Source organism: Novosphingobium sp. BL-S-32 (assembly GCF_056857055.1).
This window is the reverse complement of sequence record NZ_CM166477.1, coordinates 666,282-686,481: the sequence shown is the minus strand read 5'-3', so window position 1 is coordinate 686,481 and position 20,200 is coordinate 666,282. Positions and strand designations below refer to the sequence as shown.

At 63.2% G+C, this 20,200-nt stretch carries 19 protein-coding genes; 2 read left to right on the top strand and 17 right to left on the bottom strand.

Annotated features, from left to right (window positions below):
* Positions 1-109: 109 nt before the first annotated feature.
* Positions 110-1,228: a zinc-binding dehydrogenase gene (locus AC1VVK_RS19820; RefSeq protein ID WP_482906467.1), complete on the bottom strand. Its 1,119-nt coding sequence runs from the start codon at positions 1,226-1,228 to the stop codon at positions 110-112.
* A gap of 440 nt (positions 1,229-1,668) precedes the next feature.
* On the opposite strand from AC1VVK_RS19820, the gene AC1VVK_RS19815 reads away from it, so the two are divergent.
* The gene (locus tag AC1VVK_RS19815; RefSeq protein ID WP_482906466.1) at positions 1,669-1,890 is read left to right on the top strand and encodes a hypothetical protein; all 222 of its coding nucleotides are present in this window, start codon (positions 1,669-1,671) and stop codon (positions 1,888-1,890) included.
* A gap of 277 nt (positions 1,891-2,167) precedes the next feature.
* Here the strand turns inward: AC1VVK_RS19815 and AC1VVK_RS19810 are convergent, their stop codons facing one another.
* Together AC1VVK_RS19810 and AC1VVK_RS19805 are read right to left on the bottom strand one after the other, a co-directional pair.
* The gene (locus tag AC1VVK_RS19810) at positions 2,168-4,576 is read right to left on the bottom strand and encodes a glycoside hydrolase family 2 TIM barrel-domain containing protein (RefSeq protein ID WP_482906465.1); all 2,409 of its coding nucleotides are present in this window, start codon (positions 4,574-4,576) and stop codon (positions 2,168-2,170) included.
* Positions 4,577-4,802: 226 nt separating this feature from the next.
* Complete coding sequence (locus AC1VVK_RS19805) at positions 4,803-6,176, bottom strand: cytochrome P450 (RefSeq protein WP_482906464.1); 1,374 nt, start codon at positions 6,174-6,176, stop codon at positions 4,803-4,805.
* Positions 6,177-6,260: 84 nt separating this feature from the next.
* Between AC1VVK_RS19805 and AC1VVK_RS19800 the strand changes: the two genes are divergently transcribed.
* On the top strand, positions 6,261-6,800 hold the full coding sequence (locus tag AC1VVK_RS19800) for a TetR/AcrR family transcriptional regulator (protein WP_482906463.1): 540 nt from the start codon (positions 6,261-6,263) through the stop codon (positions 6,798-6,800).
* Positions 6,801-7,070: 270 nt separating this feature from the next.
* On the opposite strand, the gene AC1VVK_RS19795 is transcribed toward AC1VVK_RS19800, so the two are convergent.
* From AC1VVK_RS19795 to AC1VVK_RS19730, 14 genes are all read right to left on the bottom strand, one after another.
* Positions 7,071-7,304: a helix-turn-helix domain-containing protein gene (locus tag AC1VVK_RS19795; protein ID WP_482906747.1), complete on the bottom strand. Its 234-nt coding sequence runs from the start codon at positions 7,302-7,304 to the stop codon at positions 7,071-7,073.
* Positions 7,304-7,522, bottom strand: a complete 219-nt coding sequence (locus AC1VVK_RS19790; protein WP_482906462.1) for a DUF2274 domain-containing protein — start codon at positions 7,520-7,522, stop codon at positions 7,304-7,306. The genes AC1VVK_RS19795 and AC1VVK_RS19790 overlap by 1 nt, the downstream gene beginning before the upstream one ends.
* On the bottom strand, positions 7,519-8,778 hold the full coding sequence (locus AC1VVK_RS19785; RefSeq protein ID WP_482906461.1) for a TraB/TrbI/VirB10 family type IV secretion system protein: 1,260 nt from the start codon (positions 8,776-8,778) through the stop codon (positions 7,519-7,521). The genes AC1VVK_RS19790 and AC1VVK_RS19785 overlap by 4 nt, the downstream gene beginning before the upstream one ends.
* Positions 8,775-9,593 carry a P-type conjugative transfer protein TrbG gene (gene trbG, locus AC1VVK_RS19780; RefSeq protein WP_482906460.1) on the bottom strand — a complete coding sequence of 273 codons (819 nt, stop codon included), beginning with the start codon at positions 9,591-9,593 and terminating at the stop codon, positions 8,775-8,777. The genes AC1VVK_RS19785 and trbG overlap by 4 nt, the downstream gene beginning before the upstream one ends.
* On the bottom strand, positions 9,590-10,390 hold the full coding sequence (gene trbF / locus AC1VVK_RS19775; protein ID WP_482906459.1) for a conjugal transfer protein TrbF: 801 nt from the start codon (positions 10,388-10,390) through the stop codon (positions 9,590-9,592). Before trbF ends, trbG begins: the two co-directional genes overlap by 4 nt.
* A 3-nt stretch (positions 10,391-10,393) precedes the next feature.
* A complete protein-coding gene (gene trbL / locus AC1VVK_RS19770) occupies positions 10,394-11,701 on the bottom strand; it encodes a P-type conjugative transfer protein TrbL (protein WP_482906458.1) in 1,308 nt (435 codons plus the stop codon).
* 169 nt (positions 11,702-11,870) lie between these two features.
* On the bottom strand, positions 11,871-12,641 hold the full coding sequence (gene trbJ / locus AC1VVK_RS19765) for a P-type conjugative transfer protein TrbJ (RefSeq protein ID WP_482906457.1): 771 nt from the start codon (positions 12,639-12,641) through the stop codon (positions 11,871-11,873).
* A 40-nt stretch (positions 12,642-12,681) separates the two neighbouring features.
* Positions 12,682-15,120, bottom strand: a complete 2,439-nt coding sequence (trbE, locus tag AC1VVK_RS19760) for a conjugal transfer protein TrbE (RefSeq protein ID WP_482906456.1) — start codon at positions 15,118-15,120, stop codon at positions 12,682-12,684.
* On the bottom strand, positions 15,114-15,386 hold the full coding sequence (locus AC1VVK_RS19755) for a VirB3 family type IV secretion system protein (protein WP_482906455.1): 273 nt from the start codon (positions 15,384-15,386) through the stop codon (positions 15,114-15,116). The genes trbE and AC1VVK_RS19755 overlap by 7 nt, the downstream gene beginning before the upstream one ends.
* Positions 15,383-15,736, bottom strand: a complete 354-nt coding sequence (locus tag AC1VVK_RS19750) for a TrbC/VirB2 family type IV secretion system protein (protein WP_482906454.1) — start codon at positions 15,734-15,736, stop codon at positions 15,383-15,385. Before AC1VVK_RS19750 ends, AC1VVK_RS19755 begins: the two co-directional genes overlap by 4 nt.
* Positions 15,737-15,740: 4 nt before the next feature.
* Positions 15,741-16,742: a P-type conjugative transfer ATPase TrbB gene (trbB, locus tag AC1VVK_RS19745; RefSeq protein ID WP_482906453.1), complete on the bottom strand. Its 1,002-nt coding sequence runs from the start codon at positions 16,740-16,742 to the stop codon at positions 15,741-15,743.
* Entirely contained in the window at positions 16,739-17,137 is a 399-nt protein-coding gene (locus AC1VVK_RS19740) for a CopG family transcriptional regulator (RefSeq protein WP_482906452.1), read from the bottom strand. The genes trbB and AC1VVK_RS19740 overlap by 4 nt, the downstream gene beginning before the upstream one ends.
* Positions 17,138-17,139: 2 nt before the next feature.
* Positions 17,140-19,206 carry a conjugal transfer protein TraG gene (locus tag AC1VVK_RS19735; protein WP_482906451.1) on the bottom strand — a complete coding sequence of 689 codons (2,067 nt, stop codon included), beginning with the start codon at positions 19,204-19,206 and terminating at the stop codon, positions 17,140-17,142.
* Positions 19,207-19,842: 636 nt separating this feature from the next.
* Entirely contained in the window at positions 19,843-20,133 is a 291-nt protein-coding gene (locus tag AC1VVK_RS19730; RefSeq protein WP_482906450.1) for a barstar family protein, read from the bottom strand.
* Positions 20,134-20,200 lie beyond the last annotated feature (67 nt).

Here is a 20,200-nt window from a genome sequence, read left to right as displayed (position 1 = left end):
CTGACAGCGACACGACGGTCCCGATTATGGCTAGGATTGCGGGCTTTCTGCTGGACAGCATCAGACGAAAAGTGGACGAAGATTCCGTTCCAGAGCGCGAAGCCGCCGTTCACCCAAGCCGTGGATCTATAAGGAACTTCTCTCCGGTTGCCTTGCGCTCGTAGCGGCACAGGACGTCCGGTTGCAACGCCTGCGCCAGGCCGATGACCTGGGTATACCGGCTGGCGAACGTCGTCGTGAGTTCGGCCAATACGCGCGCTCGCAGCCGGGCAGCGACGTCCGCCCCCGCCTTTTGCAGGAACGGAAAGAGCAGCCAGCCGCCGGCAGACCATTGAAAGCCGAACGTCATGCGGTTGAGTGTCGTCGGTGCAAGGTCGAGCGCGCCATAGATGTAGAGCTGCTTGAACGTGTCCGAGCCATAGCGACTATAGCTGCTCGAATTATCCACCGCGGCGCGTTCCATCGCGCTCAGGATGTCGCTGCCCAATGCGCCGCCGCCAATGGCATCGAAGGCGATCGTTGCGCCGGTTTCCCGGATCGCAGCGGTGAGCTCCGCGGTGAAGTCCTCGTCCCGGCTATTGACGACATGCTGCGCGCCGATATCGCGCAGGATCTGTGCCTGCTCCGGGGAGCGCACCACATTGACGAGCGCAATTCCGTCCGCAAGGCAGATCTTCTGGAGCATTTGGCCAAGGTTCGAGGCGGCGGCAGTGTGGACCATGGCTTTGTGACCTTCCCGGTGGGCCGTCTCGACAAAGCCGAGAGCCGTCAACGGATTCACGAACATAGCCGCGCCGTCAGCGGCGCTGGCACCTTCCGGAAGCACGACGACATCGCGCGCGGCGATCCGGCGATAGTCGGCGTACATTCCCCCGCCGATCATGCCGACAAGCTTTCCCTCCAGAGCCTTGGCATTACGGCCGGCGGCGATCACTGTCCCGGCGCCTTCGTTGCCAATCGGCAACGACTGACCGATCCTTCCGCTCACGCTGGGAAGGCGACTCTCCGGCACTTGTAAACGAAGGCTGCCGCGATCTGCGGGCTCCAAGGTGGTGATATCGGCCGGGCCGAGCAGAAGGCCGAGATCGCTGGGATTGATGGGAGCCGCTTCTATCCGTACGATCACTTCGTCGTCTCCCGGCTCACCGAGAGCGACACTTTCCAGCGAAAGCGCCAAGGTTCCGTCCTGATCGATACGGCTCCGCATTTCGCGATTGGTCAGCGTCATCGTGCTCTTCCTTGGTTAGTTTTCGAAACTAGCCGAGCGCAACGGGCTTGCAACTGCTTCCAGACAGACCGCTCGCCCGGCAGGTCAGACGCCGCGAGGCAATCCGCCGCCATGCAGCTATTCACCTCTTTGTCGCGTCCCGATCGAATTTTTGGTCACGCTTGGAAGCGGGCGTTCTGGCGGGAGAGCGGTTATAGCAGTGCTATTTTTCGCCTTACCGAAAACCGCTTTGCAGCCAAGAACAGCGCCCAAACGGCAGTCGCCCAGCCAAGGTCACGGAGTAGGTCTGCCGCAATCGGCAACATCAGGTGTTCGCCCACCGGTTCAATTGAAAGCAGACCCTTGGGATCAGGAATGCCGGGGCTGCAACCCAAATTCGAAACCACGGCCGCGCTATGGCCTGCTGAAACATAGAATAAATCGGACACAAAGAACGCGGTATGACCGGCGTCATATTCTCCGGCATGGCGGAGGCGATCAAAGGTCACAACGGAGCGTCTGCCCGAATTACCGATAATCTCTACCTGAAAATTGCAGTGAATCGACGGCCGATCTGGCATGCCGATACCTGTTCCGAGCTCAACTTTCTGTTCGAGGTTCAATTCGAACCGATCATGGAAGCGGAGGCTTGGGCCTTTGTTGACGAGATGAAGGATGCTTGACCGGCCGCGTTGCGGCATTGGCTGAACGTCACTTCCGCCCGTGCCGGGATATACCGCATAAGAGGCAACGAATAAGGCTACGGCAAGAGCGGGTGGGCCCAACCCAACAAGTCCCAATTGGCGTATCTGCATGACCGATAACGTATCGCACCACGCCATGTCAGCAACAGCGGCGCACGCCGCCAAAGCGGTTCTGGGTTAAATCTCCGTAAGGCTGACCGTCCAGTTGGTCCGGCCATGGTGCCGAACACCCGCCCCGCCGTGCGAACACGCGCTGTCACTTTGTCGCTCTCAGATCCACGGTGCCTTCCTTCAGCCCCTCGGCCGTGGCGGTGACGGTGAAATGGCCCTTGCCCGTTCCCCGCACCAGGGCGACGGCGAGACCGTCCTGCGCTGCGCGGTCGGGCGAAGGGAAAGGGGTATGATCGACCGAGGATCCATTGTCGGTCGCGATCAACTGCCCGGTGCCCTTGACCGCGAAATGCAGGCGATTGTTCGCGGAAGGCACGGTGACGCCGTTCGCATCAACCACCCGCGCGCGGACATAGACCATGTCGTCGAATGCGGAGCCGACGGTCGGCGTATCCGGCTTCAATTCGATGCGGACGGGTTTCCCCGCCGTTCGCAGGCTGTCTGAAACGGTCTCGCTACCGGGATCGCGGCAGGTGGCGCGCACCTCCCCCGGCACATAGCGCACGGCCCAGCGCCGAGGAGAGGCATCCGCGTCGATCGGCAGCGTACCCAGCGAGCGACCATTGAGGAAGGCCTCGACCTGTCGGCAATTGCTATAAACCTCGATCGTCTCTTCGTGCGGACTGCGGTCCTGCGGCGTCCAGTCGTCGAACAAGGCAACCTTGGGCTTGGGCGTCGCCACGGCGATCATGGTCGGCAGGACGGGCTGGTTCGGACCGCCCGCGCCATCGGTCGACGGGCCAGCCGCAGCAGGATCGGCATTGCGCACGACATGGACCACGGGTCGATCCGACCACCAGCTTTCGCGCTCCATCCCGCTGATCTTCTGGCGCCCGGTGCGATCGAGGAGTCCGGCCGGATTCTGGATATTGGGCCAGCCGGATCGGTTTGCCTCGCCCAGATAATCGACGCCGGTCCACAGGAACATGCCCGAAAAGGGCGCATAGTCGCGCACCGGCACCCAGTTGCTGCGGTTAAGCGCATTTTCGGTGCCGATGATGCTGCGTTTCGGGTTCTGCTTGCTCGCCGCGATCAGTTCATTCTCGCGGTAATTCTGGCCGACCACGTCCAACATGTCGGCCAGCCCGTTGTCGTAATCCTTGGTCACGTTCGGCCGGAACAGCGCCATCGTTACCGGCCGTGACGGATCGGCGGCATGGACGATGTCCAGGATGCTGCGCAGCGCGGCCTTGGCCTGGACCGGATAGGCGGTGTCATGGATTTCGTTGCCCGCGCTCCACAACACTATGCTGGGATGGTTGCGGTCTCTGCGCACCATGTCCAGCGTGTCGCGCTTGTGCCAATCGCCGAAGAAAAGGTGATAATCTTCCGGCGTCTTGGCGACATTCCATTGGTCGAACAGTTCGTCCATTACGATCAGCCCCAACTCGTCGGCCAGGTCGAGAAATTCGGGGCTGGGGACATTGTGCGCGGTGCGGACTGCGTTGACGCCTTGCGCCTTGAGCGTGGTCAGCCGCTGGCGCCAGACGGCCAGCGGGACGGCGGCTCCCACCGCGCCGCCATCGTGATGAAGCGCCACGCCCTTCAGCTTGAAGTTGCGGCCGTTCAGCCAGAAGCCGGTCGCCGGATCGAACCGGGCTTCGCGCACGCCGAACCGGACATCCTCATTGTCAAGCAGCGTGCCGTTGGCGGCCAGCACGCGAACGGAGGCACGATAGAGCGCCGGGTCGTTTACATCCCAGCGGCGCGGGCGAGGCAGTGCAACTTCGACCGGCAGGATCGTGGTCCGTCCGGCCGCGATGCTGGTGGCCGGCGACACCGTGTGCGCGACTTCGCGCCCATCCGGATCGGTCAGCCGGAGTTCGATCTTCACGTCGGTGGCGGCGGCGGTGTCATTTTGCACATCCGTGGTGACCGCGATTGTCGCTCGATCGTCGCTGATCGCTGTCGCCCGCAGATAGGCGCCGCCTTGCGGGATATGGACATCGTCTGTCTCGATCAGGCGGACGTGCCGATAGATGCCCGATCCGGTGTACCAGCGTGACGAGGGCGCGGCGGAGGTATCGGCGCGGACGGCGATCACATTGTGGCCGTCCGTGCGCAGATGGCGCGTCATGTCATAGCGCTGGCTGACATAGCCCATCGGGCGATAGCCGATATGATGGCCGTTCACCCAGACGCCACTGCGCTCCATGATGCCGTCAAATTCGATGAAATAGCGCCGTCCCGGCTGCGGCGTCAGGTCCAGCCTCTTGCGATACCAGGCAACTCCGCTGGGCAGAAAGCCATTCTCTCCTGCGGCCTTGGCATTGGGGTCGAACGGGCCCGCAATGGCCCAGTCATGCGGAACGGAGACAACCTGCCAGGCTGCATCATCCAGCGTTGGCGTTTCGGCGCCTTCAGGATCTGACTGGATGAAGCGCCAGCCGTCCGGTAACGGCGTAACCTCACGTGGAGCAGCCTCGGCCACGCCGGTCGATGCCAGGGTTGTTGCAAGCGCATAGAATATCGACTTGATGCCTCTCTTGCGCACCCGCGTTTCCTCTCCTGACACTCTCCTGACACTCTCCTGTCGACTGGGTACTGAAGTTCCCGCTATTTGCAATACAGTTTCATTATACGGCCTACCAGCACTTCGGCCTGGTGAGTGGAAAGGCGAGGATTGACCCTTTGCCCCTGATCCAAAATGTGAACGTCTTGCCGCGGCCGGTTCCCAGCGCCTCGGCACCGATCCGGCCTGAGGCAGAGCTGGAACAGCGTCAACGCGCTTCAGGGTCGAGGCCGGCGTCGGCTGTGGCCGGAGTGAAGCGGATCGGCAGTGTCTCCAGCCCCCATACTCCGGGAAAACGCCGCCAAGTCGGCTCGCCGGCCAGCTGCGGATTCTTGAGCCGCTGGGCGATCAGGTGAAGGCCTTCTTCCAGCTGGAACCGCGCGAGATGAAGGCCTAGGCAGATGTGCGCCCCCTTGCCGAAGGCGAGGTGATGCTTTGCCGCTTCTCGCCCCGGGCGGTATTGCATCGGGTGGTCGAAGGCTCGCGGATCGCGCCCCGAGATATTGAGCAGGAACATCAGATGCGTGCCCTTGGGGATCAGCACATCCTGGTAGACGATGTCCTCGAGCGCGATCCTCGGCGGACTGCTGGGGCTCGAATGGCGCAGCCCCTCCTCAATTGCGAGCGTGCAGAAGTCCCGGTCACGCGCGCAGCGCTCCCAGAGACCGGGTTGCTGAAACAGAAGCAGCGCGGTCATGCCTAGCTGGTTCTTGGAAGTGTCGTAACCCGCCGCGAATAGGAAGAAGAGCTGCTCGCAGACCTCCTGGTGCGATAGCACGCCGGCATCCTCGGCCCGGATCAGTTCCTGCAAGAGGTCGTCGCGAAGCTCGCCGCTGGCGCGGCGCTTGGCAACCAGATCGGAATTGAATGCCATCATCATGGCATGGGCCTTTTCCATCTCGGGCAGCAGCGAGCGATCGAGACTATAGCTGAGCCCTTGCACCTCCAACGCCCACTTGATCTTGGGAAGATCGGCAAGGTCGGCGCCGATCAGGCCGAACATCACCGCCACCGGAAAGTTGGAGGCGAATTCGGTGAAATCGAATTCTCCCTTGAGCGCCCAGTCATCGAGCAGCGTCGTCACCACCTCGCGGATGAGATCGACGTGATCGGCGATCCGGCGCGGCTTGAAGAAAGGCTTGAGCGCATCGCGCATGCGCTTGTGGTCGGCGCCGTGGCGGGCGATGAGCAGCGCCTTCATGAAATCGCCCCACGGTGTGTCGGTGGCGCCCATGATCTCCACAACGTCGTCGGTGGCGATATGCAGCTGGTCGTCCATCTGCATGAGGTCGCGAATCTCGCGGTGCCCGTGAACGATATAGCCGTGCGTGAACTTCGCGAGCCACGGATGCTGCTCGCGCGCTTGGGCGAACCACGGCTCGGGATCGGCACCGAACGCGCGATCCTCGATCGGCAGGTTCGTCAGCGACAGTTCGTGGATGCTCGCAGTCACGCTCTCTCCTCGGTCGCCGGTGCCTGGGCCCATGCTGACCAGTTGCTTAGCATTGCTGACCATTTGATTAGCAGTAATGGTCTTGTCAATCTGTAAGCGGTGTTGCGTTCTTGATTTTGACGTGGCCAAGAATGCGCATCGGATCGGAGATAAGGGAAAATGGCGATAAACCGACGGATCGGCGCCGAATCTTCTGCAACAAGAGCGTCGCTCATGGATGCGGTGGAAGCCGTCATGCGCCAAGATGGCTATGCCGCGCTGACCGCGCGGCGCGTTGCCGAGCGCGCTGGCCTGAAGCACCAGCTCGTCTTCTATTATTTCGAGAATATGGATGAGCTGGTGCTCGCCACCTACCGCCGGCACATCGATCGTTACCGACATGTCATGGATCAGGCCCTGCGCTCGGACCGGCCGCTGCACGCCTTCTGGGCGGCGAATTCGAATTCACACGATGCCGTGCTCAACATCGAATTCATGGCGATGTCGAACCACAACGACGTGGTACGTGCGGAGACGGTTCGCTTTGGTGAGGAATTTCGCAGGTCCAGCCTCAATCAGGTCGTCCCATCGCTTGCGGTTCCAGGGCAAGGGACGACGGATCTGCCTGCCGCCGCCGTGATGATGGTGATCAACTACATCGGCAACTTGCTTGGGTTGGAAACCGCGATCGGAATTTCAGGCGCCCACAACGAAATCCGGACATTGGTGGACTGGTGCGTCAATGAGCTGGAACCGCATCATGACGCTCACTAGGGCACGCGCAACTACAGCCATTCGGCCTTGCTCGAGTTGATCGCGTGCTGCCCGCAACGCTGAGAGCTGGCTCGCGTTCAAAATAACTGCCGTTGGATTCGGGCGAGCTGAATGAATGACCGCTTCGCCCGATCAAGTGTTGGTAGCGGATTCACCAGATCGCCCGACGCTACGGCCGCTACGGTCCTAGAAAGTCATATGATGAATGTGGGGCATCCTGGCCATTTCCCGCCCGGAACGAGACTAGCCGAAAGTTCGATTTAGCAGGCTTCAATCATCGTGCAAGGCACGTTGTATTCGATTTGAAGCGACAAGATTACGTAAACTTGAAGCGATGACAACGGTGGCTCTACCGACCTTGGCCACTTCCAAATCGCCATCGGAGATCAGTTGGTAGATTCTTGTTCTGCTCAGTCTTGTCAACCGAACGGCGTCGGAAATTCCGACACTGATCTGCTCCATCCCGGCGGAAGGAGCGCGGGTGTCGAAATCTCGATCCATCATCACTTGCCCTTCTTCTTCTGCTGTTGAAATCCGCGATCCGCGTCCAAAAATGCGCTCAAGATCGCCGGTATGAGTTCCGGCACCGGAACCTGCATCCCATAAGTCGACGCATAGGCGGCCGCGTAATCCTGCAGGCTCTGATGGAGATCCGGCGTCACCAATACTGCAAGCTTCACCGGCGTCTTGTCCGGGAGCTTCGCCAGCTTGATCGTGTTCATCGCCCGTCCTCTCCTCTCCATGGCACCAGGACCAGGTCTCGCCGCACCACAAGCCGTACAGGCGCGCCTGGCCGTATCTCGATGGTGGGCTGAACCTCTAGATTGCGCTGGGTAATCTGATCCCCAGCCCGGGAGACATTGGTCTGGGCGGACTCTCGGATCGCCTGCACCAGATCGCTCTCGCCGGTGATCGATAGCTGTGTGCCGACACCCAGAAGCGTTGCGATTGCCACGCCCTTGAGCAATCTCGCGGTGTGGGTGTTAACCCGATCAGCGAGCCCCGCATATCCAGAGGGATCTGCCGCCGGCATATTGTCTAGCCGCATCGATCTTCCGTCGGGCATCACCAATCGCTGCCAGATGACGAGCGCCCGGCTCTGTCCATAGGCCACCACGCTGTCGTATTTACCGACCAGCCTTGCGCCCTGCGGAATGAGCAGGATTTGGCCGGTGGCACTGTCGAACACATTCTGCGTAACCTGCGCGACAACCATCCCCGGAACATCGGAGTTCACGCCGGTGACCAAGCTAGCGGCAATGACGCTACCGGCCATCAGCATATAGGGGGAAGCTGGAGCCGCCAGACTGTGCGGGTTTACGTCGCCCCGTTCATCAAGCTTCTCGGCAAATTGGCTCTTGCGATCCTCCTCAGTCGAGGTTGAGCCCGCCTGTCCTACGTCGATTGGAGTGTTTGGGACTGTCGGTGAAGCTGTAGCGGCCGCGCCAGCCGAGCGCGGCCCCTGTACGAGGAGCGAGGATTGCCTGGCTGCTTTGAGTTCGGCTGCCTGCCGCTGCCGCGCGTCGGTAATTCCGGGAGCGCCAACCGGCGCCATGCCATCGGCTGCCATTTGTCGCTGCTGCGCGTTCAGGATCGGCCGCCCCAGGTCGCCAGGAAGTGGCGGGCCAAGTTTGGGCACGTCCCCATAGCTTTTGGGCAGCCCAGCCAGCGCATCGTCCGAAGGCTTCCGATCGGGCTGGGACATTGCGCTATCAGTCATAATGTGCCCGGCGATCCGTGGCTTGAGCGCGATCCACGCCACGCCAATCAAAGCGATCGCAGCCAGAGCGGTCCCGCCGATGACCACTTCCTTGCGAAAGCGCGTGACGCGCGGCGTACGAGCGCGAATAGCCAGCGTCTCAGGATCGACCTTCGGCGATGGCGCCGGGCTGCTGGTAGCCTCAGCCCCCATCTCGGACGCAATCGCCATGGGGTCCGGAACCTGCAGGGCCTCTGCTTCTCCCAGCTCATCGCTCATCGCCGTGCCCTCCCCTCGCCGCCGCGCGTGATCCGCACGACCTGTTGCTTCTTCGTTCCGAGCCGAAGCTCAGCGACATTGAAGATCCGATCGACCACGTAGAAGCGGCCTTTCATGCGGTAATTCACCAGTTCGGCCGCCCCGTCTGGCCCGATCAGGAACAGAGGCGGGGCTTCATCGACGCCGATCGTGGTGGGGAATTCGATGAAGGTCTGCCGGCCGTCATCGAAGGCACGGACGGGTCGCCAGGCCGGTGTGTCGCCGGTGATTGCGTAACCAAAGTAGAGCTGCTCCACGCCCAGCCCCGCCGCGACCGGCTTCACTGCCTCGGCGGCCGCTTGCGCTGCGTTGACCGCGACCAGTTCGTCGAGCGGATAATTCCATGAGAGCGCAGACATGCCGGCGTCGGGCCGACTGGTGAGGAGCAGATGATAGGTGCGCCGATCGGTGGTGATGACGAGGTTGGTCGCGAGCCCGGTGCTGAACGGTTTCACCAGAACATGCGTGCGCTTGTCCTCGCCGCTCCCGCTCGAAGTATCGCCGATGACCCAGCGCGCGGTGTCGCCGGCAGCGACCGCAATCAGGCCCTCACCCGCCTGCAGCGCGATATCGGTGATCATGCCCGGCTGAGTATAGGCATGGTAGACGGTGCCGTCGGACCAGAGGTAGACCTGCCTCGCGTTGACCCAGGAACTGGGGGACGGCTCGGCGCTGGCGGGCTCCAGCGCACCGGTCAATATTTTCGCGGACGCCGGCGTACCTGCCGAATGGACGCCCACGGCAAAAGCGGCCGCAGCCAGCAGCGAAGTCTTCATGGCAGAACCTCCTTGGCTTTTTCAGGATTGGGATCGCGGAGTGCGGGCGTGGCCGGTGCCGCGACTGCGGCGCCGTCTGTGCTCCCGAGCGGAGCAGTGGCGGGCGCTGCCGGCGCCTCCAGCTCACGGCTCCAGTCGATGGCATCGACGTAGATCCCGAGCGGGTTCTTGCGCAGTGTTTCGCTGCCCAGCGGCGCCTGCTGAACGATGGTCAGGATCGCGGTCCAATGACTGGCCCCCGCAGCACTACCGCGCTCGAATGCGTTTTCGATCCACTTGATCTGGAAGCTCTTGTCCGAGGCCCGCACCACGCTGGTGACCTGGACCGAGACAGTCCGCTCTCCGAGCCCCGTCAGCGCACCCGAGGCCCGGGCATATTCGCTGAGGAACCGGCTGCCGCGCTGGGTCGAGAAGTCGTAGGCCTCGAGCCAACCCTCACGCATGATGACGGGATCGAGCGAGATGCCGCGCACGTGTCCGATGAACTTGGACAGGGCCCAGGCGATCTGTGGATCCGTGGGCTGATAGCCAGCCTCCGCCTCGCTGACCGCGCGCGGCTCACCCAGCCTGTCGACCGCAACGACATAGGGAACCACCCGGCTCTGCAACGACTGCCAGATGAGGCCTCCTGCCATGCTGCAGGATAGTCCGAGGCAGCCGAAGGCCATGATCCGCCAGCTGCGCGCCTGGACGCGGGCGGAGCCGATCCGCTCGTCCCAAAGCTGTGCGGCGCGTTGGAAGGGCGTCTCGGGAAGCGGTGTCCGTCCATAGAGCTGGACGCTGCGTTTGAAGCGCATGGGTCAGTCGTTCCTTTCGCTGATGTCGGGAGTGGTGGATCCGCCGCCGCGGTCGCCCTGCTGGACGGCGTGGATGGCGACGTCGCGGCGATGACGAGCGGTCTGCTCGGCGCGCATGGTCTTGGCCCAAGCAGGCGCCCCTTCTCTGCCTTCAGTGCTGGTGGCCGTCTCCGGGGCGGACGGAGAAGATGTCGAACTATCGGATTGCGACGATCGTGCAGCGCTGCCGGGAGTTGACCGGGACGTAGATATCCCAGGTACCGAAGGACCTGTGTTATGACCCGCCGCGCCAGATGACGTCGAAGGACCTGTCGTCGAGCCTGCATAAGCCCCGCCGCCATGGCTGGCCGAACTTGCGGCCGCCGCGCTGCTGCCCATCGAAGTCCCGGCACGAATGCCGCCCAGCGCCGTACCGGCGAGACGTGCGCCGGCAACCGCCCCTCCCCCTGCCAGCATGGCGATGCCGCCTGCACCAAGCGCTGTACCTGCAGCCGCACCCGCTCCCAGCTGCGGAGCACCCGATGCGAGGCCGCTTGCGACCGATGGCGCAAAGATGCCGAGACCGAAGAGCGCGAGGCTAGCGAGCACCAGGCTCATGGCCTGTCCGATGTCGGGCTCCTGCCCCTGAAGCGCCTGGGTGAACTGATCGAAGAAGTTCGAGCCGATGCCGACAATGACGGCGAGCACCATGACCTTGATGCCAGAGCTCACAACGTGCCCCAGGACGCGCTCGGCAAGGAAACTCGTGCGGTTCCACAGCGCGAAAGGCACCAGGATGAAGCCGGCGAGTCCAACCAGCTTGAACTCGATGATGCAGACGAACATCTGCACAGCGAGGATGAAGAAGGCGAGGATCACCAGCAGCCACGCGATCAGCAGCACTGCGATCGTCAGGAAATTTTTGAAGAAGCTGGTGAAGCCGAGAAGCTTCGACGCCTGCTCAAGGAGCGGCCATGCTGCCGAGAAGCCAGTTCCGGCGAGACGTCCAGGACGAAGCAGATCATCCGCGGTGAGCGATCCCCCGCCTGCCGTGATCCCGGCCTGCGCGAAGGAATGAAAGATGATGTCGGCGAGCGTCGAGAAGCTGTTGATGATGAAGGCGAAGGCGCCGACGTAGAGGACCTTGCGGATGAACTTGGCGAGGACATTATCCTCGCCCCCAAGCGACCAGAACAGGCCGGCCAGCGTCACATCGATCGCGATCAGCGTTGCGGTCAGGAACCGCACATCGCCGCCGAGCAGACCGAAGCCGCTGTCGATATAGTGGATGAAGGCGGTCATGAACTGATCGATGATGTTGAGGTCGTCCACGTGCGGTCATCCTGTCTGGGCGAGTGCGCCAGACGCGCGATAACGCGCTCAGCGCAGCACTAAGGTGGTGGGTGCCCGCGGGGCACGGCCGGGGGTGGAACGCGTGCCCCGCGGGCGCGGCGGCAGGAGAGGCGATCCGCCGCCGCTGTCGGGAAAGGAAAGCGGCGGCCTAGTTCGGCGTGTAGGCCGAGCCGGTACCCAGGAACTTCCGGGTCGCCGCGTCTGCTTCGCTCTCGGCCTGAGCGCTATTGGCGTCGCTCACGGCCTGCGCGCGGAACTGGGCGGCCAGCATTTGCTGGATCTGGAACTGCTGCTTCGCCGTCAGCGCGAGCAGTTGGTTGGTGACCTGAAGTGCCTGCAATGTGCCCTCGGCACCCTGGCTACGCTGCACCAATGCGTTCATCGTCGTCGCATCAGCCTCGACGTTCTCGGCGATCTGGGCCTGCATCGTCACTGTCTGGCGATAGGCTGCCACCTGGGTGTCGAGGCGCGAGCGCGCCGCCGTCACCTGATCATCGAGTTTCAGCGATTGGCTGAAGGCGTCGGGATAGAGCTTGCTGAACTGCTGGTCGGCGCTCGCAACCTTGAACTGGATGTTCTGGGCCTGCCCCATCAGCGTGTCGATCTTCTGGAGCGTCTGGGTCAGCGCCTGGAGCTCGGGGAAACTCACCGTCGAGAGGTTCTTCGCTTCATTGGCGAGGCTCTGCGCCTCGTTCTGCAGCGACTTGATCTGGTTGTTGACCTGCTGCAGCGCCCGTGCCGCCGTCAGCACGTTCTGCGCATAGTTGGCCGGATCGTAGACCACCAGTGCATGAGCGGGCGGACTGGCAACCATTGCATCGAGAACAAAGGCGCTGCCGGTAACGAGCGCCAACACTGCGATGCCCGCTCCAAATTTGTGACGCGGCTTTGCCGGACACGGGCTAGACGAGTTCTTCATCGCCATTCTCCTTGAAATTGGGATCACGGGAAGGTTGGGATCAGGGGCGCCACGCCCGATTGCCGGGATAGGTTCCGATCAGATCGGCTGCCCAGGCAGCTCGCGTTCCGGCGAGAAAGTGCGCGAAGAATTCGCCCTGACCGTGCTCGGCAAGCAGCCCGTCGATCCGGGCCTGCGTTGCCGGATCGGAACTGCCGCAGAGCGCCAGTGCCACATCGCCCAGCCCCAATTCGAACAGCCGGTTGCCGCGGGCGGATTGCAGGTAGTAGTGCCGCTTGGGCGTCGAGCGGGCGATGAGCTCGATCTGCCGCTCGCTGAGCCCGAAGCGCTCGTAGATCTCGCGGCTCTGCGGCTCGACTGCGCGGTCGTTGGGTAGCAGAATGCGCTGCGGGCAGCTCTCGATCAGTGCCGGGGCAATCGGTGATCCGGCAATGTCGGCGAGGCTCTGCGTGGCGAACAACACCGAGACATTGCGCTTGCGCAGGACCTTGAGCCACTCGCGGATGCGCGCGGCGAAGAGCGGATGGTCGAGGAATATCCAGGCCTCGTCGAGTACCAGCAAAGTCGGGCGGCCGTCGAAGCGTTCCTCGAGCCGGTGGAACAGGTAGGTCAGCACCGGTCCGACCACCGAACCGTGCCCCATCAGCGCCTCGGTCTCGAAGCACTGGAGGTCGGCGAGATGGAGGGTGCTCTCCGAGGCATCGAGCAGGCCGCCGTAAGGCCCGTCGATCGTGTAGGGCCCAAGCGCGGTGCGCAGCGCTTTCGACTGCAGCAGGAGCGTGAGGCCCGTGATCGTCCGCTCGGCCGGCGGCGCGCTGGCAAGGCTTCCCAGAGCCAGCCAGACCTGATCCTTCACCTCCGGGGTCACGGTCACGTTCTCCTGCGCGAGGATCGCGGCAATCCATTCCGCAGCCCAAGCGCGCTGCGCCGGATCGTCGATGTCGCGCAGAGGCTGGAACGCCAGCGAGCCGGTCTCTCCGCCTAGTCCAAAGGCGTGATGCGCGCCGCCGCAGGCCAGCACCGCGGCCCGCGCCGAGAGCCCCTTGTCGAAGATGTAGATCTGGGCGCCGGGATAACGGCGGAACTGCAGGATCATGAGCGCCAGGAGCACCGACTTGCCTGCCCCGGTTGGCCCGGCGACGAACATATGCCCGACGTCACCGACGTGGGTCGAGAGCCGGAATGGTGTCGATCCCGAGGTCTTGGCATGGATCAGCACCGAGCCATCAAGGTGGTCGTTGCGGACGGGCCCTGCCCAGACCGCCGAGAGCGGCATCAGGTGGGCGAGGTTCAGCGTATGCACCAGCGGCTGGCGGACATTGGCGTAGACGTGCCCCGGGATGGAGGAGAGCCAGGCTTCAACCGCATTGACCCGCTCGCGGATCGTCGTGAAACCGAGTCCGCCGAGCACGCGTTCAACCTGGCGCATCTTGGCCTCGACCGCACTGCGTGTCCTATCACTGATGGTGATCGTGGTTGTCAGATAGCCGAATGCGACATGATCGCCGCCGAGGGCCTGGAGCGCGAGATCGGCATCGGCGACCTTGTTGTCGGCATCGCTGTCGAGGAGCTGCGCCGGCGTGTTGTACATCACCTCGCGCAGCATCGCGGTCAGCGACTTGCGCTTGTTGAACCACTGCCGGCGCAGGCTGGTCAGGACCTTGGTCGCCTCGGCCTTGTCGAGCGCGATGAAACGCGTGACCCACCGATAGGCGAAATCCTGGTGGTTGAGTGCATCGAGAATGCCCGGCCGGCTGACGTTGGGAAATCCGAGCACCGAGATCGTGCGGATGTGCCGATCGCCTAGCATCGGCTCAAGCCCGCCGACCAGCGGGGTGTCGACGAGAAGCCCATCGAGATACATCGGGGTTTCGGGCACATGCACGGGATGGCGGCGATCCGAGATTGTCGTGTGCAGATAGGTCAGCAGTTCCTTGCTATCCAGCGCGCGGATCTCGGGCATGAAGCCCGCAAACAGATCAAGCGCCCGATCGGTCTCGCCGATGAAGCCGGCGAGCGAAGTCCGCCAGTCGCGGCCCTTCTCGTCGTCGGCGCGCTCGACCAATCGCCTGCCGGCAGCATCCTCGCTGTCGGCGGGAGGAAGCCAGGTCAGCGTCAGGTAGTAGCCGCTTTCGTAGTGCTTGCCCTCCGCAAGGAAAGCCGCGCGGCGTTCGCGGTCGACGAGCCAGCTTGCTGCGTCGGGAAACGGATCATCGGGATAGCTCGCGGCTTCGCGCCGCTCGGCCTCGAAGAACAGCGCCCAGCCTGATCCGAACCGGCGCAAGACATTGTTGGCGCGCGCCGAGATCGAGACCAGTTCGGCCTCGGTGGCGGATTCGAGATCGGGCCCGCGGAATTCGAGGACGCGCAGGAAGCTGCCGTCCTTGTTGAGGACGACGCCCGGCGCGACCAGCGCGGCCCAGGGCAGATGGTCGGCAAGGCGCCCGGCCTTGCTGCGATATTCGGCGAGGTTCAGCACGCGAGATATCCTTTCTGGCGCAAGTGGCGAAGAAGGACGGGCGCGAAGTCGGGATCGCGCCGGGCGGCGAGCACGGCGAGGCTGTGTCCCGCCGCCCAGATGAAGAGGCCGGCCAGCCACTGCTGGAGCCCGAGGCCGACGGCCATGGCGAGTGTGCCGTTGAGGATCGCGATCCCGCGCGGCGCACCGCCGAGGAGGATCGGAACGCCAAGGCTGACATGGATCGGGACCTCGAAGCCCTCGATGTGCTGGCCGGCCGCAATCATGCGATCAGCGCTCCGCCGCCGAAGCTGAAGAACGAGAGGAAGAAGCTCGAGGCGGCAAAGGCGATCGAGAGCCCGAAAACGATCTGGATCAGCCGGCGGAAGCCGCCTGCGGTCTCGCCGAAGGCCAAGGTCAGGCCGGTCACGATGATGATGATGACCGCGACGATCTTGGCGACCGGACCCTGCACGGATTCGAGGATCTGCTCGAGCGGCTGTTCCCAGGGCATCCCCGATCCTGCGGCCCAAGTCTGTGCGGAAACGGTGAGCGAGGCTGTCATTGCCGCCGCCGCGAGTAATGCAGTTCGTGGTTCGGGGCGCAGTTCGAGCCGGCGAAGTCGTAGCGTCTTCATGAGGTCATTCTCCTTGCTTGGTGGAAGGGAAGCGGACGGACGGGAAGCAGAGCTCGTGCAGGCGGTATTCGCCGCTTGCCGCGTCGAAACCGTCGAGGCTGGCGATGGCCGAAATCCGGCGACCAAGACCTCGCCCGGAGATGACGACGATGAGGTCGATGGCCTCGGCAATGAGGTGGTGCGGCACCGTCACAACCGCCTCCTGCACGAGCCCTTCGAGCCGGTGAAGCGCGGCCGATGCGCCGTTGGCATGGATCGTGGCGATCCCGCCGGGATGGCCGGTGTTCCAGGCCTTGAGCATGTCGAGGGCCTCAGGCCCGCGCACTTCCCCGATGATGATGCGATCGGGGCGTAGCCGCAGGGTCGAGCGGACGAGGTCGGCTATGGTGGCGACGCCCTGCCGGGTGCGCAGCGCGACCGTATCGGGCGCCGGGCTTTGCAGTTCGCGCGTGTCCTCGATCAGCACCACCCGTTCATCAAGCGCTGCCATCTCGGCAAGCAGCGCATTGGCGAGCGTGGTTTTGCCCGAGCTGGTGCCACCGACGACGAGCACGTTGCGACGATCCAATACGGCGGCGCGAAGCATGTCTGCCGCCTCCGACGTCATGATGCCGTCCGCCACGTAGTCCGCGAGCGAATGGATGCGCGCGGCCGGCTTGCGGATGGAGAAGCAAGGCGCCAGCGAAACCGGCGGCAAGACTCCCTCGAAGCGCTCGCCAGCTCCTTCTCCGTGCGGTGGCAGTTCCGCCGAGACGATCGGGCTGTCTGCATGGACTTCAGCACGCGCATGACTGGCGACCAGACGGATGATGCGCTCGACCTGTTCGGCCCCGATCCGGACATCGGTATCCACCCTGCCCTCGCCGAGCACATCGACACGGAGCGTGCCGTCGGGATTGACCATGATTTCTACGACGCGCGGATCGCTGAGCGCCGCCTCGATTGCCGGGCCCATGGCAGTGCGCAGCATCGCGCGGCGACGGGCAGCGGTTTCTTCGCCGCTCATCGCCCGCCCTCGTGATCGAGCGTGCGCTTGCCCCGCCCTACTTCCCGGGCAACCTGGGACAGGAATGCATCAAAGCGCAGCGATGCCGCCGCGCGGCCTGCAGCGTCGTTTTCCGCGAGCGGCGGATTGATCGCCAGCTCATAGCGGATGAAGAGCGCCAGCGTTTCAAGCTCGATGTGACTGTCGCGCAGGAGGCGCTCGAGCAGTTCGGCGATGCGATCAAGCCGCCGAGCGAAGCGATCGTCGAGTTCCTTCGTCACCCGCCTGTCGAGCCAGACCGTCAGTGCGTGGGCCAGGATAGCCGACTTGGTGACACCTGGCCGGTTTGCTTCCTCGACGAGACGGGCACTGAGCGGCTCGGGTAGGAACAGTTGATAGCGGACCTTGGTCGTCATGCTCAGAGCTCCAAATCGAACTGATCGGCCCGCTCGGCGGAGCCCAGGGCATATGTGACGCGAACGAGCCGCTGTTGGGCCGCCTGATCGAGGACACGCTTGTCCAATGCCGGATCGTCGTCATCGACAGTGAGCCCCAGCGGATCGCTGGCGACTTGCGGCACCTGAGGAGGTCCGCCGATTTCCGGGCCGGCTTCAACGGCGGGCGCCTGGTCAATGGTCCCATTGACCGCCTTCTTGCCTTGCGGCTCTTCTTCCGCGAACTCGCTGGCGGGCGGCGCCAATCGCTCATCGATATCGCGAACCTGCCCGGACCAGTCGTCCTTCCGCGCAGGCGGGGTATCGGCATAGCCCTTGGTGCTGAGCTGCGGCGGCGAGATGACCCGCTGCGCAAGAGCGGGCTCCTCGAAATAGCGCAACTTGCTGGCCCGGATCGGCGGCGTGCCGGAGGCTAGCACGAGTTCTTCGCGCGGATCGAGTTGCATGACCTCGCCCGGCGTCAGCAGTGCCCGCGCCGTCTCCTGGAGGCTGACCATAACGTGCGAGAGCCATGGCGCGAGGCGGTGGCCAGCGTAGTTGCGCATGGCGCGCTGCTCGGTCGCGGTCCCGAGGGCATCGGACAAGCGCTTGGCGGTACGTTCGTCATTGGTCGCAAACGCGACGCGCACATGGCAGTTGTCGAGGATCGAGTTGTGCTCGCCGTAAGCCTTCTCGATCTGGTTGAGGCTCTGCGCGATCAGGAATGCGCGGACACCATAGCCAGCGAGGAACGCCAGGCTGGTTTCGAAGAAGTCGAGGCGGCCGAGCGCGGGAAACTCGTCAAGCATCATCAGCAGCCGGTGCCGGCGGCCGCCGTTGCTGTCCGTACCGTGCTCGAAACGCAGTTCCTCGGTGAGCCGCCGACCGATCTGATTGAGGATCAGTCGGATCAGCGGCTTGGTGCGGCTGATGTCGGAAGGCGGAACGACCAGATAGAGCGAGGCCGGGTATTTCCCATCGACGAGGTCGGCGATGCGCCAGTCGGAAGCTGCCGTCACTGCCGAGACCGTAGGGTCGCGATACAAACCCAGGAAGGACATGGCCGTCGAGAGCACGCCCGAGCGTTCGTTTACCGACTTGTTGAGCACTTCACGTGCCGCCGACGCCACGACCGGATGGACCTGCGGTGCCCTCTCGGTACCGAGATGGTTCGTCGACATCATCGTGTGAAGTGTGTTGGCAAAACTGCGTGCAGGATCGGACAGGAAGGTGGCGACGCGTGCGAGCGTCTTCTCATCTTCCGCGTAAAGAACGTGGAGGATCGCGCCGACTAGGAGGGAATGGCTGGTCTTCTCCCAGTGGCCCCGTCGCTCGACTGCTCCTTCGGGATCGACGAGGATATCGGCGATGTTCTGGACATCGCGGACTTCGTGGATGCCGCGGCGCACTTCCAGCAATGGATTGTAGCGCGCTGAACGCGCATCGGTGGGATTGAACAGCAGGCAATGGGAAAAGCGCGCGCGCCAGCCGGCAGTCAGTTGCCAGTTCTCGCCCTTGATGTCGTGGATAACGGCAGAACCCGACCAGCCTAGCAGGGTCGGAATGACAAGGCCGATTCCCTTGCCCGAACGCGTCGGCGCAAAGGCCATCACATGTTCGGGCCCATCGTGGCGCAAATAGTCGGCGCCGACCCGCCCGAGGAACACGCCCTCGTCGGCCAGAAGCCCCGCCTTTTGGATATCCTTGCGGCTCGCCCAGCGCGCCGATCCGTACGTGGTGACATTTCTGCGCTGGCGCGCGCGCCAGACCGAACCGACGATGGCCGCCGCGCAGCCGACGAGCCCGCTCGATGCCGCAATGCCGCCAGCCTCGTCAAACACGACCGGCGCGTAGGCATCGAACTCGAACCACCAGGGGAAGATCGCCCAGGGCGCATAAATCCTACGGTCCAGCAGCACGAACCAAGGGCTGCCCAGTTCGGGCTGGTAGGCAAGCTGCGCCGCTGCCCACTGGGTTGCCAGCCAGACACCGGCAAGGACGATCGCGAACACGACCATCATCTGTCCGATGAGGAGTTTCGTCGGTGTCATGAAAGCCTCCGCGCGCCGCGGATCACATCCGCTGGCGTCAGGCAGAGAGTCCCGCAAATCGGCGACCGGTCACAGTGCCTGTCTGGTGCACCGAACGGCCTTTCCGCTGCATTTCAGATTGCGGAACACGGCTTTTGGTTATGAGAGCCATGCAAAAGACAGATGAGAACGATCAAATTCAAACCACGTCGGACGGTCCGAAAATCCGCTGATTGATTACTCGATTTAAATCATGACAATGCCGACCTCAGAAGGCATGCGGCACGTCATGACGAGTGATACTCAGAAGCTTACGAAGTACTGGCGCAATTCGCTGGCCATCGGCGCCCTCTTCCGAACTGCCGGCTGAACAGAGCCCTTACGCAGCCAAGGTCCGAGAATATTTGAGGCGGCCTTTCCGAATTTTCTTGGGCAAAACATCCGGTGTTTTTTTGGGCTGCCATGTTCGGATGGCTTCTCATCACGGCGGTCATGACACGGGCCTCAATCAGGGGAACTAAGCGCTTCCTTTGGCTCATTCGGCATCGCTGATCGTTTCGTTTTCCGATGGCTGCACTGTCGGCGTGTCCGGAGTGGCCGGTTTCGGATTAACACTCTAAAAATCCGCCATTCCGCTTTGTTGGGGTTTGCGGGCAACTAAGGGCGAAGCTCCAAATATGCGACGGCCCCCGATACCCTTCGACCTTCCTCGAACATTTGAGCCGTCTTCAACAAGGTCGCTTTGAGAGAGACCGGCAGATTGCTGGCGCCATGGACGACAATGCGGAACGGCGGATCCACTTTGTTGATGTCGCCCGCGAAAATGCTGTCCTCCAAGGCGTCAAGGTTATGTCCATGCCAATCGGGCGCCCCCAGAACGGGCAGCAGCGCCTGATAAAAATCATCCGAGGACTTCCAGGCAGCGGCGTGAAGCTCAAACTCGATCATCGCATCAGGTTAACTCGATCTGGCGTGCTGACAATCACTGCAATGTCGGCGGGTCCGGAACATCGGG